Source organism: Cohnella sp. (assembly GCF_041640265.1).
Classification (GTDB): Bacteria; Bacillota; Bacilli; order Paenibacillales; family Paenibacillaceae; genus Cohnella.
Window position 1 is genome coordinate 37,793 of record NZ_JBEQAP010000029.1, and the last position, 13,637, is coordinate 51,429.

The following is a 13,637-nucleotide window of genomic DNA, read 5'->3' on the forward strand; positions in this document are numbered from 1 at the left end:
CCTAGTGTTAACCCTTTATTTAGTCTCTTTCCTCTTCGTAAGCATTTCGTTTAAATTCAATACTCGATCCTCCTTGAATAACGTTTGAATAACATCTTTACTGTTGGTCTCCTCTAGCAAATTACCCCAAGCCATGAACCAAGTGTAGCTTTTTAGATCATTATTCAGTAGCGACGGAGTAGGAAGATGTCCATTCTCACCGATCGCAATAGGTTTGCCTTTAGCCAACGCAATCAACTGATCGTGATGCTCCTTCTTGTATTTGTTATGGTAAATATCCAGCGCTAATACGTCAGCCTTCTTCGAACCAACGTAATAGGATTCAAAGGGATCTGACCATTCGTCAGGGGCTCCAGGACTCCATACCCAGAGAAGGTTATTTAGATCATGATATTCGGTGAACCGCTTGTACATAATGTCCCATAGCTTAGTAAACTCCGGTTGTCTGCCCCACCAGAACCAACCCCCGTTCATCTCATGGTAAGGCCTCCATAAGACTGGAACCCCGGCATCCCTCAGCTTTTTCAAATAAATCGCCGCATCGTCAAGATCCTTTAGGTGTTTCTTGTATTGCTCCGTACCCGGAGTTATTATTTTCTTGAATTCCTCTTGAGAAATTCCACCATTATTAACTTTTTTCCAACAATAACACTCTCCCGGAAGATGGATATGATAGGTCATTGCCACGATGCCTCCGGATTTATGCCATCCGATCGCACTCTTGACGACCCCATCTCTTTCTTTCTGTAATTGGCTTGGCTGCTGGTTCAAGATGCCACCTAATTCATACCCTTTTATCGCTGGATAATTACCCGTTATTTGCTTAATTTTTTCCGCATATAGATCGGGCTTTTCCAAGAAGCTATGCATTCCCGTGAGCGTATACTTCCCTTTAATCTCATGAAGAAACTTCAACAATTTCTTAGCGTTATTCGAAGAGCCTCTATTCACCGTCTGTTTCTCGGATTGTTGATTACGTATCATTTCCTGAGATTTATCGAATCCAACAAACCCTGTGAGATAGAGGAGAACCAATGACGCTAATATAAATCTCAAGTAATTCCTCATCGTATACTCCTTTCACCTTTGTTATGCATTTTTAGTGCCCAAGCTTATTTTTACCGGTCGTGAGGATGAAAGAATTCCCGCACCGAATTTCCCTCGCAATTTAGCCTAATCATACTCAATATATGATACATTTCGTATCAGGTCAATATTTTATTATGATGATCGTTAATAGCAAAGAGACTGCCCAGAAGGTCACTTCTGGGACAGTCCGGTTCCTCCATTTTGTTTGGCATTTGACTTTCGTCTTGTCCAGGCAATGTGAAGAGCAGTCCAGTAAAACCTAGGCTGAAAGATAAGTAAGGCATTAAGCTTCAAGGCTTTAGCCAAAGCGCTCCAATCGGCGGTACGCTCCGAATACCGTAAATAGCTATAGCTTTTGATCGCTTGCGGATTACGCTCGCCAAGCAATTTCCGTTCAACAATATGCAGCTCGCTTCGCAGCATCTTATCATGATCCCAGTGCTGATTGGCATCATGTAACCTGTAGCGTAACAAGTCGCGATCTAGAAAAACAAGCTTTCCGCTGCGGGCTTGATGGATCCACATATCCCAGTCATCCGCTTGATCCGCCTGTATGTCGAACCCCCCCGTCTCGGAAACAGATTTGCGTTTAAGCAGCACTTGTGAGGGCGTATACATTTGGTTCCCCTTTAGCAGTGAACCAAGCGTTAATTTTGGTTTGTTAACCCGATACATCCGCCGAATAATCTGGCCTTTTGAATCAATAACGTGACCGTTAACTGCTACTCCCGTACTGGCCGTTCGAATCATCTCTTGAATTGCAGCTTGGATGAACTCAGGCTTTATCACATCGTCTTGATCAAGAAAAATAATATATTCACCTGCAGCCAAAGACAGTCCGCGATTACGGGTATAAGTCGCTCCTCTGTTCTCATGCTCGAAAATCTTAAATCTCTCATCACCCAGCTTCTTAATTAGATTTAGGGATTGGTCCTTGGTACCGTCAATAATGCACAGCACCTCTAAATCGGCGTAGGTCTGATCCATTACGCTTCGTATTGTTTCGCTAATATATTTTTCACCGTTATAGATTGGTATGACTACGCTAACTAGGCCTTGCCTATGATTGTCTGGGTTCACCGTAATTCCCCTCTTCTCTACCCTATCCTAACATGCGCGATCTATTCATGAATGGGGGCAGCCCCGCGGCTTCGTAACGTCTCCACTGAACCTCGGATGCTTTCCAATCTGCAATCTCTCACCAACCGCTTACTGGGAGCCTTCACAGAAAGAGAAGTGAAAGCAATGTAGACTCTCCTTAATGCTAATTCGGCTATAAGTCGTATCAGTGCTGGCAGCCCTTTACCCTCTAGGGCATTTGAAACCCCTTGATAATAGTACCTCTTCTTGATCCATTCCGGGCTCAAACGATTAACGGGAATAAAATGGCTGATTTTCATGTCCGGGATATAATACAGCTTTTGCCCTCTTTTTCTTATCTGACCGAATAACCATGTTTCTTCTCCGGATAAGAGCGATTGCCCCTTACGTCCTAACCATTCAGGGAATCGAAGCTCATTAAGAATTTTCCTGCGTATCGCACAATTACAGCCAAACGGATGTAAACGGCGCGGATACTGCCGCACTTGCTTACCCAAGTCTATAATTCCGTAAGGTAATTCTAACCCTTTCACTAACCATTCTGGCCTCGAGATTTCAAAATCGGGTTTAATGCTCCCTCCGATTGCCGCGGCCTCCGGATACTTGTCGAAGGCTTCGCGAATATTGGACAACCATCCAATCGCTGGTATCGCGTCATCGTCCAGGAAAGCGATGATTGATCCATTCGACACATCAATTCCAGTATTTCTGGCTACCGACAAGCCCTGCCGCGGCTCAAAAACATACCTGATATTCACCGTATTCTTTAATTGCTCGATAGCCTGTGAAACGACCTCAGCCGTATTATCTGGTGAATTGTTGTCGACCAGGATCACCTCTGCCTGATCGATGCCCGTTAACTGCTTGAGTGAAAGCAGTGTTTGCCCTACCATGTTGGCCCGCGAATACGTACAAATCACAATCGTCACTTGCGGCTTCAGATTCGGTCTCTTCATATACTCCCTGCTTCCTTTAACCTTATATTTCCTAATGATACAATTTGTATCGTATATCAATACACCGCATTATAAGATACATATTGTATCCAGTCAAGAAAATATAAGTAAGATTATTAAGTGGAAAAATACGTTGCTGCAAGAGGCATTGACTGGTCATATTTCGCTTGACATGATACAAGTTGTATCATAAAGTGATTGTAGAAATGGCTTCTCGTAAAGGAGACTAAGCAACCTCTATGATCATTCCCTTCCTGAATTCCTTACTTAACCCAGGCATTCCTTTTGATCAACCACAAGCAAATTACCCCAAGCTTTATAACGAAATAAGGAAATCTTCTATCGGGGCTCAGGTGTATCATTTAATGAAAGCGAATAAATATCAAATGGAGCTGCCTCGCTTTTTCCGAGAGAAGTTGCAAAAAATCTACTATGCTTGCTTTGTTCAGAACCTCCTAATTAAACACGAGACGGAAAACCTTCTTCAGGAATTCGACAAAATGGGCATACCCGCTATCCCGATGAAAGGCACCTGCCTCGCGGAACGCTATTTCGAGCATTTTGCAGCGCGCGGCACATCAAATATCGATTTGCTTATTCGGCCGGAACATATGGAAGCAGCCACTCAATGTATTCAAAGCAAAGGATATCGTACGCTATTGAAGGTTAATCCTGCTCATTATCACTTTGAATGGATTAAGGAAGCACCCGAACAACCGGAGCCGCTTGTGGTGGAGCTTCACTGGAGCCTTGCTCCGTCAGGGAGCTCTCAGATCGCTATGGAGCATGCATGGATTACTTCTGAGGCGCTTAATAACTTTAACCATATACGAATGATGGACACGACCTATACGTTCTACGCCTTATGTGTTCACGGGGTCAGTCATCAGATGGACTCTATTCGTTATGCGTTGGATTTATGTCAATTCATTCGCTTGCATGCAGGTAGAATCGGAATGGAGCAAATGCTGGAACGAGCGAAAGCCGATGGTACGATAAATCGCGTTATCGCTGCCTTATCCATCACTTATCAGCTTTTCCCGAATCTAAACAAATTTCTAGAATTACCTTTCCCAAGTAAATACCGATTTTGGAATGAAGCATTCCTTCTAGAAATTAGCAACGGGGGCAGCACCTATTCTCCATTTCTAAGAACGATGTTCGCAGTTGCCGCCATGGACACATGGCGCTTCCGGTTCATTCATTTATTCCGGATTTTTCAGGAGTCCGACAAATTAGGAGTGTATGCAATTGCAAAAGAAGTTAATTCTTGAAGTTGATTCAATCAGAGCAATCGCTTGCTTATGTGTGGTACTGCTGCACACAATCATGTACGTTTTGGAATTTTCCTCCGATTATTTACTCCCGCAAGGCGCATCATCATTAGATAGAAGTTTAGCGACGATTGTAGGACTTCTCGCTTTTGGAACACCGACATTCGTTTTCCTTTCCGAACTTCTACTGTCACGAACTTATCCAGATCGAATGCCTAACCAATTTTTTAAGAGAAGAGTAATCCCGCTGGCAGCTCCATTTGTTTTTATTTCATTCTTTTATGCCTTTATCGAATATCACAATAGCTTTCCTATTCTAGTACGGGAGTTTTCCCTTAATTTATTAGGTGATTATCGCGGCGCTGCTCCTTGGTTTATCGTGGTCATTTTACAGTTTTATGTCCTGCACTATCTATTCAATAAATTCCTGAACAATGTAGCTGCACCGTTTCTGTTAGGGATATCGATTGTCATTAACATTTCATATCTAGCCCTATTTAATCTAATCGAAGCCCCTAGCGACAACTGGTTAATCAGTTACCTTTGGGATGGATGGTATTGGATTCCGTGTTTCGGGTGGATTTTCTACTTTAGTTTAGCTCGTTCTATTGGCAGGAATTACAATGCTTTCATTCAAGTGCTATATAAGCATAAATTTCTTGTTCTCTTAGCTCCTATTTTCGCTATCACTATTGTGTCATACATAAATTCATTCTACTCTTTTCCCTTTGGCTCAAAGCGAATGGATATGGTTCTTTTCACAACCTCGATGATCCTGGTTCTATTCTTAGTCACTTCTAGGTTAAAGAAGCAACCGCTTATGCTTAGCTTCATCAGCCGTTATTCATTCGGTATTTATTTGCTCCATATTTTCTGCCTGCAAGTGTTATCAAAGGTAATGAACGTGCTGGGATTAAATATGGGGTATTTCAATGTTATAATCATGTTTCCGTTATCTGTTATAGGTTCAATCATCGCTATACACTTATTAAATAAGTTTTCATTCGGGAAGTACTTCGTCGGTAGTATCAGAAGAAATTCCGCCCCCCTGCAAACAAGAGACGGAAAGCAGATAAATCTTTATGATTCTAAGATAAAGGTAAGTTAGAAGCGTTCTGTGTATTCCTGACCGCTAACGATTGGACAGATACTTCTCTATCGGACTACTTTGCCATTGAACGTAATTTGTTATAGGTCAGTATTCGCTCCTGCTCATACAAAGATCGAATAGCTTGATGACTGTTTGTCCCCTCCAGTTCTTTGCCCCACGTCATAAACCACACGTAATTTTTCTGCTCGTTATTCAGGCGGAATGGAGCGGGCAATTGGCCATTCTCGCCGATCGCGATCGGCTTACCATTGGCAAGTGCGCTTAACTGGTCGTGATGCTCCTGATAGTATCTGTTGTGATAAATATCGACGGCAAGAACATCGGCTTTGTCAGGACCCACGTAATAGGCTTCATAGGGGTCTGTCCAATCGTCAGGAGCATTGGGACTCCATACCCAGAGCAGATTGTTCAGGTTATGCACTCTGGTAAATCGCTCATACATGATATCCCATAGCTTGGCGAATTCCTGCTGCTTCCCCCACCAGAACCAACCCCCATTCATTTCATGAAAAGGTCTCCATAATACGGGTACTCCGGCATCCCGCAGCTTCTTCAGATAGGCGGCCGCAGTGTCGAGATCTACAAGATGCTTCTTGTATTGATCCGTGCCAGGAGTAATAATCTCCTTAAATTCCTGCTTCGTAATCCCGCCGTTGTTCACCTTACCCCAGCAGAAACAGTCTCCTGGCAGATGCAAATGATAGGTCATCGTTACGATCCCGCCGGTCTTATGCCAATTAATTGCGCTCGTGACCACTTTATCCCGTTCCTTCTCAAGCTGGCTCGCGGATTGATCCAGAATCCCACCCAATTCGTAACCTTTCATCGCGGGATGATCACCGGTGATTTGTTTAAGTCTATCAGAGTACTGATCCGGAACTTCCAAATAACTATGCTGCCCTGCGATTGTATATTTCCCTTTGATATCATAGAGAAACTTTAATAGATTCTTCGCATCGTCCGAAGCCTCTTCGTTTATGGGGAGGGTCGCAACAGCCTCCTTGTTTCTCCATACTTCCTTTGCCTTCTCGCAACTAACATAACCCATGATGCCGAATAAAATGAGAATCACGAGAATCCATCTCCAACGTTTACTCATATCCACATCCTTTCGATTTAGATCATTCCCCTGACACCTTGACCTTCCCTTTCCTGCTAATCAATGCTTTTTTTACCCAAACTATATCTTCACCGGTCAAGAGAAATGAACGAATTCCCGCACCGAATTTCCTTTGAAATGAAACAATTACATAGATCAGTCGAATAAATGAAGGAATCAATAACGCCATAGCTGCACCAAGCGGCCCGTAGATCGGAACCAATTTATATAATAGCGGAATGACAAGAACCACTCCGATAGCTTGCGTAATTGTAACGATGAACGGCTTGCCTATTGCCATGAAGGATTGGGCCAGCACTAGCGCTGCTCCTCCGATTACGACTTCGAGCAATAGCAGGCGAAACACCGGAATGGAATCTACAAATTGGCTGCCATACAGTACACGAATGACGAGAGGCGCTGCAAGCATAATAACGAGAGAGCAGATAATGGCAATTCCCGTACTTATTTTGAATATTCGCAGCGAGAGTGCTGCCGCCTCCTTATTCTCAAGACCCGATGCCTTAGGGAAAAGCACCATATTTATAGAAGCGGAAAACACGTTAACCATCCGGGATAAGCTGACAGCCACTACATACAGCCCAAATGGACCAGGCGCAAGTAAAGTGACTAGAATAATTTGATCTATGTAAAGAATAAGGTTTCCCAGTAAATCAATCCCATAGGATCCAAAGCCGTATCTCATTATCTTCCTCGCTACGACCCTGAACTTCCCCAAGTTAGGACGATACAGCTTGAAAGCTCGAATCATAGCAAATAAAGTGACGGGAATATAGGGTGCTAAATAGGTAATGCCGGCTATAAAGGGCGTTAGCTGGCCAAGTCCTGCGAGCAATACGATAGCAGCCAATGAAAGTACGGGTACAAGATAACGCATCCGGTTAAACAGATGAAATTCCTCGCGCCCGCGGAAGAGAGCGTTGTGCATGAAGAACAACAGGATAAATGGCGTGGACGCCATAAACCATTGACCGCTTCTAATGATCTCTTGTGATTGTTCAGCCATCCATAAAGGAATAAACCAATAACCCGCAATCAGAGCAACTACACCGGCTATGACGGTAAGCACCAGTGCAGAATAATATAATTCTGCTTCTTCATCCGGTGATTTCTTCATATGGAAGAGCAAGGCGGCATGTATGCCGAATGTCCCGGCGAACGCGAGGAATTGAGGCCACAAAATCATGGCCGTCAACATTCCCCGTCCTTCCGGCCCGAGTAAACGGGCCGTCAACATTCCAGTCGCCATATTCACGACCAGAATCACCATGCTGATAGACATTGTTTTGATCGTTTCGTTTATCAAGCCTTTTCCGCTGAATAGCCTTGTGAACGAAGACGTAACCCGCTTAACGGAAGCCGATAACCTGATCTCAGCCATTGAGACTCATACTGTTCACGGATTTCTCACGCTTCATAATATTCGAGAGAGCGTCTAGCAGCGGATAACGCAGCTCATGGTTCTGCAGAGCGAAATCAAGTGTAGTTAGAATAAATCCAAGCTTCTCACCAACATCGTAACGCACGCCCTCAAAGTGATAAGCGTACACTTGACGCAGCTCGTTAAGTTTTTGGATCGCGTCCGTTAATTGAACCTCTCCACCGGCTCCCATCTCCTGCATTTCTAGATAGGGGAATATATCGGGAGTTAAGATGTACCTGCCCATTATCGCGAGGTTGGAAGGCGCATGACCGAATGGGGGCTTCTCTACCATCCCTCTTACCGAGAACAGTCTGCCGAGCTGCTCGCCGGGGTCAATAATGCCGTAGCGCGAAGTCTCTTCTTCGGCAACCGGCTGCACGCCGATAATCGGACTATCCAATTGCTGGAACTGTTGAATCATTTGCTCTAAGCACGGAGTTTGGGCAGAGACGATATCATCCCCAAGCAGCACGGCGAAAGGCTCATCGCCTATGAAGCGGCGTGCACACCAGATGGCATGGCCGAGTCCTTTGGGCTCCTTTTGCCGAATGTAATGAATATCGACCTTGGAAGTTTTTTGCACGGCATTCAGAAGCTCATGCTTACCTTTCTCATACAACCGTTGCTCAAGCTCGAACGCATGGTCGAAATGGTCTTCTATCGCCCGCTTGCCTTTTCCCGTAACGATGATGATATCTTCAATCCCAGATTCTACCGCCTCTTCTACGATATACTGAATTGTCGGCTTATCGATGATCGGAAGCATTTCCTTGGGCATAGCCTTGGTAGCGGGCAAGAAACGGGTTCCCAAGCCCGCGGCAGGAATAATTGCTTTTCTAACCTTTTGCATTCCGATCTCCCCTTAAATAAAGATTCACTTCCTACTTCTTTTCCCTAGACGCCAGCCTAATGCCGCTGCTTATGACTAGGTTCCGACTCCCACTCCGTACCCGTCGCTTTCTCCTGGGTATCATATCTCTTTCTTCCCCTCTCTTTTTTTATTTCCTTGAGCAATAAGCCTAGAAACTGCATATCATCGATTAAATACCGCTTCCATAGTCGCTTCGGCTCCTGAAATAATCTCCAAAGCCACTCCAAGCCTAGCTTTTGAACGAGTAAAGGTGCTCGTTTAACGTTTCCAGAGATAAAATCGAAGGCTGCTCCAACGCCAATGGATACCGATGTCCCATACCGTCGGTGATAGTTATGGATCCACTTTTCTTGCTTAGGAGCGCCTACTCCTACCCATACAATATCCGGCTTTGCCTCGCGGATGATCTTAATAATCCGTTCATTCTCCTCTTCGTTCCTCTCAAAGCCATAAGACGGTGAATGAGTACCTACAATTTGCAGCTTTGGGAATACGGTTAGTAATTGCTGCTTAGCTTTCTCAGCTACCCCCTCGGACGCCCCCAGAAAAAACATTCTGTAGCTCCGCTCCTCAAGCGATCGTCCGAGCTTGCGAAGCATATCCGCACCTGAGACTCTTTGCTTCAAAGGCTTACGGAGAATTCTCGAAGCCCACACGATCGGCATCCCGTCTGCCACGATCGAGCCAGCCTCTGAATAGACCCGGCGAAAATGTTCATCCTTCTTTAGCTTGATCAGATGATCCACATTGCAGGTTACAATATAAGCTGATTCGCCGCTTTGAATCAAAGAATCTATATAAAGCATCAAATCCTCGTAATTGAAATTATCAAACGGAAGTTCAAATAGTTGAACCTTTGACATCATATCCCCTTCTTTGCCGAATAATTCCCATGGGACATATTACCAATTGCGTTCAAGTACGCACAGAATGGCAAGATGAACTGAACGGTTGACAATGTATTATCTGAAATCGAATAGATAAGGAACCCTAATATAAACGCGATATAGAAAAGCTTTATTCCTGACGCGAGTCGTTTATACAAGGTGACGAATACGAACAACAGGGAGGCGAAAACAAGAGTAACGCCGACAATCCCTCCGTCGAAGTAAAACCGGATGTACTCATTATGAGGAACGACAAATCCTTTATAGAGGCTGCCGTCGTTACCAACTAATACAGAACCAAGTCCACGGCCGAACCAAGGGGAGTCCTTAACGCCGTCTATAAAAAAGGCCCATGCCTCAGACCTTCCCGACAAATCTATGACGGATTCCGTTTCTCTCTCGAACGATCTTTTTTTGATGTTGTCCAACTGCAAAAAGACGGATACGACAAGAATGACAATAAATCCGACAAGTGGCAGAAATAATGCCGTTTTCCCTTTCAAGAACTGTTTGGCGAGGTCAAACAAGAATACAAGAATAATGGCTAATGCTGCGATGAGCGGCCCCCGCGTACCGGTTAATAGGAGAATAAGAAAGTTAACCGCCATCATGATATAGGAGAAGGTCATTCTGTGTGGACTCCGCTTGACTTCTATCAAACAAACAACGAAGCCGATAAAGGCCAGAAAGGCAAGATGCGCCGGAATGTTCGCTCCTTGCAGACGCAATACGCCCGTGAATTCCGACGTGAACAACGGCTGTACTCCCGTCACCTCGAACATTACACCGAATGCAACGCTCACAAGCGGTAGAAAACAAAGGAGACGAATGTGCAGCTCCGCTACATCTCTAGGCCAACGGATCATCAAGATGACGAATGGCGACGCAAGTCCTATGAAAGCTTTTAACGGCGCAGACATGGTGAGCAAGGGATGCATATCAGCAAACAAATAGGTCAGAGGCACCATCGCCATGAAGGCAAGAATGGGAACCGACAACCTGCGATAGACACCGTAGCGTATAACAGCCGGTAAGCTGATAAGAAGAATACCGATTTTATATAGCGACTGCATATCCATTCCCATAAGCTCTATTTCTACTAAATACTGAATAGAAATGACCGAGGTAATTAAGATGACATAGCTCATTCTCTCTGGCGACATGGCGGAAAACAGGAATAAGGTTACTCCGATAACACCAGCAGCTGCGAGCACCGGTTCGCCTGCAATAGCCAAACCAATAACTAACGCTGCAATGATAGAGAAGGGTAAGGTTAGCAGCGGCAAGGGCTGCACATAAGGTGCTGACCATCTATTCACGGAGGGGTGCTGTACCCCCACTCCGCAGCATTTCCATGGATCCCCGGATGCTTTCCATTCTGCATTCGTTCAGAAGCTTCTCTCCCGGAGCGATTGTTATCATGGTTTTAAAAGCAATATTAATTTTTTTTAGGGTTAAACGAGATTTAATTCCTATCCTTTGTACCAAATTAAATTCGCCGCCTGCGAGTGCGGCCCCTTGGTAATAGTAACGGCTTTTAATCCATTCCGGACACAGCCGCTCTGCACCGATGAAATGAGTAACCTTCATGCGGGGAATATAGTACAGCTCACCTCCCTTCTTGCGGAGTTGACTGAATAACCACGATTCTTCCCTGGATAATAAAGAATTCCCTTTGCTTCCCAACGATGCGGGGAACCTGAGCGAGTCACCCAATGCATCCTTGCGAATGGCCAGATTAGCACCGCATGGATATAGCTTCCTTGGATATTTACGTTCCTTGTCCCCTAAATGAATAATGGCAAAGGGCTGTTCCAATTGCTTGATTAGCCAGTCAGGTCTGAAGGTCTCGAAGTGCGGCTGAATCATTCCTCCGACAGCCGCTGCATTCGGATAACGTTCGAATGCCGCACAGAGGCTGGACAGCCAATCTGCGGTGGGGATAGCATCATCATCGAGAAAAGCGACGATTGAACCGCGAGCATGTTCGATCCCTGTGTTTCTTGCAATCGATAAACTCTTCCTATGTTCGAATACATAACGAATATGGGCCTTCGGCGTCAGCCTTCTAGTAAACTCCCTCACCACGCTGGATGTATCATCCCTAGAGCCATTATCTACGACAATGACTTCCGCATTCTTAATGTCTTGCAGATGTTCCAAGGAATGCAGCGTTTGACGCAGGAGTCTTGCCCGCGTATAAGTACAGATAATAATTGATACTTTAGGGTTCGTATTCGACTTTGCCATTGCGTCCTCCTTACTAGCGGCGCTTCGCCGAACATCTAATGATTATCGCCATAGCCAGAATACCGCTTTTCGCGCGAGGATCGCTTCTGTCCGTTCAGTACGACTCCTAAGAGATTAGCTTTTACTTGCTCCAGCTTACTCTTGGCATTAACCAAATCCGCTTTTCTACTGTTAGCGACCTTGACCACTAGAAGCACTCCATCACATAGAGCCGCCACAATTTGCGCATCCGTTATCGGAAGTATTGGGGGAGTGTCGATGACGATTCTGTCAAAGCCAGATAAAGCCTCCTTTAGAAGCGCTTCCATCCGAGACGAAGATAGTAATTCAATATGATTAGCTAGAACGGGGCCCGCCGGGAGAAGTGATAGGTTCTCAACTCTAGTCTCCGTCGACACCTGATCAAGCGCGCCAGGGTGTGACAAGAATAAAGATAATCCAGCGCGGTTGGCGATGTTAAAGGTTTTATGTAATACCGGGCTGCGCATATCTGCATCGATCAGTAAAGTTTTCATACCTTGCTGTGCGTAAGAGATGGCCAAATTAGCCGCGGTCATAGATTTCCCTTCGCCCTGATTGCAGGAGGTAACGCAGACCATTCGAATCGGGCTTTTGGTTGCGGTAGATTGTGTATTCGTTCTTAAAGTACGGAAAGATTCGGTTGTTAATGAAAATGCCGGAAGATCGGAGATGAGGACGAGATCACTAGTTTGTCGCGACATAGGTTTTCTCACTCGCCTTTCTAGCTGATCGTGATGCGCGGTGTTTCGATAAATCTTTTTTATTTACTTGGTGGATAATTGTAAGAATCGGTACGTCAATAGCTTGAATAATTTCATGCTCAGACTTAACCGTATCGTCCAAATGAGCCATTAAGAAAATGACGCATAAGATAAAAATCGTCGAAACGATAAAACTTATAATCACGTTCATTACAGGGTTAGGCGAAATTGGAGATGGCTCAACCGTTACCGAAGCTTCATTAAGAATGGTTACATTGTCCACCTTCATGATTTCAATGACTTTAGCTTGAAATACGTGCGAGACTGCATTTACAATCAGAGCGGCTCTCTCATAAGAGCTATCCATCACACTTACAGTCATGACTTGCGTATCGTTGACGGAGCTTACATTCACTTTACTAACCAATTCCTCGCTTGTAAGTCCGATGTCTGGATTCTCTTGAACGACCACATTCATGATCGCTTTCGTTAGAATCAATTCCTTATACGTCGCAATTAGTTGGATATTAACTGTCAAGTCATCCCAAGCAATGTTCCCGATACCCTCAACCTCTGACGACTTGTTTACGATCAGTTTTGTTGAGGCCTCATAAGTTGGATTCATCAAATAATAGGAAGCTAATCCTGATGAAATACAGGATATTACAACCACAATTGCAATAAGCCAAGCTCTTCTCCATACGACACTCAGCATTTCTCTTAACCCCATAGGGAAATCCCTCTTTCCATGATACGTTTTGTATCATTTTTATCCTCATTTTAAGATACGTTATGTATCGTGTCAATACGTTATTTCAAATGTTACTTGACCC

Annotated in this window: 13 protein-coding genes; 2 read left to right on the forward strand and 11 right to left on the reverse strand. The window is 44.6% G+C overall.

Features of this window, described 5'->3' with window-relative positions; genetic code table 11:
- Positions 1-15 precede the first annotated feature (15 nt).
- The 3 genes from ACESLK_RS19000 to ACESLK_RS19010 all read right to left on the reverse strand — a co-directional run bounded on the left by ACESLK_RS19000 (position 16) and on the right by ACESLK_RS19010 (position 3,146).
- On the reverse strand, positions 16-1,068 hold the full coding sequence (locus ACESLK_RS19000) for a glycosyl hydrolase (protein ID WP_373231279.1): 1,053 nt from the start codon (positions 1,066-1,068) through the stop codon (positions 16-18).
- Between the two features lie 192 nt (positions 1,069-1,260).
- Positions 1,261-2,169 carry a glycosyltransferase family 2 protein gene (locus ACESLK_RS19005; protein ID WP_373231280.1) on the reverse strand — a complete coding sequence of 303 codons (909 nt, stop codon included), beginning with the start codon at positions 2,167-2,169 and terminating at the stop codon, positions 1,261-1,263.
- 41 nt (positions 2,170-2,210) lie between these two features.
- On the reverse strand, positions 2,211-3,146 hold the full coding sequence (locus ACESLK_RS19010) for a glycosyltransferase (protein ID WP_373231281.1): 936 nt from the start codon (positions 3,144-3,146) through the stop codon (positions 2,211-2,213).
- Between the two features lie 239 nt (positions 3,147-3,385).
- On the opposite strand from ACESLK_RS19010, the gene ACESLK_RS19015 reads away from it, so the two are divergent.
- Complete coding sequence (locus ACESLK_RS19015) at positions 3,386-4,420, forward strand: nucleotidyltransferase family protein (protein WP_373231282.1); 1,035 nt, start codon at positions 3,386-3,388, stop codon at positions 4,418-4,420.
- Complete coding sequence (locus tag ACESLK_RS19020) at positions 4,398-5,528, forward strand: acyltransferase family protein (protein ID WP_373231283.1); 1,131 nt, start codon at positions 4,398-4,400, stop codon at positions 5,526-5,528. Before ACESLK_RS19015 ends, ACESLK_RS19020 begins: the two co-directional genes overlap by 23 nt.
- 55 nt (positions 5,529-5,583) lie before the next feature.
- Here ACESLK_RS19020 and ACESLK_RS19025 read toward each other — a convergent pair whose 3' ends face one another.
- Genes ACESLK_RS19025 through ACESLK_RS19060 form a run of 8 tightly spaced genes read right to left on the reverse strand, consistent with a single transcriptional unit; the run spans position 5,584 to position 13,534 of the window.
- Positions 5,584-6,630 carry a glycosyl hydrolase gene (locus tag ACESLK_RS19025; RefSeq protein WP_373231284.1) on the reverse strand — a complete coding sequence of 349 codons (1,047 nt, stop codon included), beginning with the start codon at positions 6,628-6,630 and terminating at the stop codon, positions 5,584-5,586.
- 22 nt (positions 6,631-6,652) lie between these two features.
- Positions 6,653-8,032 (reverse strand): lipopolysaccharide biosynthesis protein, encoded by a 1,380-nt coding sequence (locus tag ACESLK_RS19030; protein ID WP_373231285.1) that lies wholly within the window; start codon positions 8,030-8,032, stop codon positions 6,653-6,655.
- Positions 8,025-8,924 carry a UTP--glucose-1-phosphate uridylyltransferase GalU gene (gene galU / locus ACESLK_RS19035; protein ID WP_373231286.1) on the reverse strand — a complete coding sequence of 300 codons (900 nt, stop codon included), beginning with the start codon at positions 8,922-8,924 and terminating at the stop codon, positions 8,025-8,027. The genes ACESLK_RS19030 and galU overlap by 8 nt, the downstream gene beginning before the upstream one ends.
- A 56-nt stretch (positions 8,925-8,980) precedes the next feature.
- The gene (locus ACESLK_RS19040; RefSeq protein ID WP_373231287.1) at positions 8,981-9,808 is read right to left on the reverse strand and encodes a WecB/TagA/CpsF family glycosyltransferase; all 828 of its coding nucleotides are present in this window, start codon (positions 9,806-9,808) and stop codon (positions 8,981-8,983) included.
- Positions 9,808-11,151, reverse strand: a complete 1,344-nt coding sequence (locus tag ACESLK_RS19045; protein WP_373231288.1) for an O-antigen ligase family protein — start codon at positions 11,149-11,151, stop codon at positions 9,808-9,810. Before ACESLK_RS19045 ends, ACESLK_RS19040 begins: the two co-directional genes overlap by 1 nt.
- Positions 11,144-12,082, reverse strand: a complete 939-nt coding sequence (locus ACESLK_RS19050; RefSeq protein WP_373231289.1) for a glycosyltransferase — start codon at positions 12,080-12,082, stop codon at positions 11,144-11,146. The genes ACESLK_RS19045 and ACESLK_RS19050 overlap by 8 nt, the downstream gene beginning before the upstream one ends.
- A gap of 35 nt (positions 12,083-12,117) precedes the next feature.
- The gene (locus ACESLK_RS19055) at positions 12,118-12,804 is read right to left on the reverse strand and encodes a CpsD/CapB family tyrosine-protein kinase (RefSeq protein ID WP_373231290.1); all 687 of its coding nucleotides are present in this window, start codon (positions 12,802-12,804) and stop codon (positions 12,118-12,120) included.
- Positions 12,788-13,534 (reverse strand): YveK family protein, encoded by a 747-nt coding sequence (locus ACESLK_RS19060; protein ID WP_373231291.1) that lies wholly within the window; start codon positions 13,532-13,534, stop codon positions 12,788-12,790. The genes ACESLK_RS19055 and ACESLK_RS19060 overlap by 17 nt, the downstream gene beginning before the upstream one ends.
- Positions 13,535-13,637: the final 103 nt, after the last annotated feature.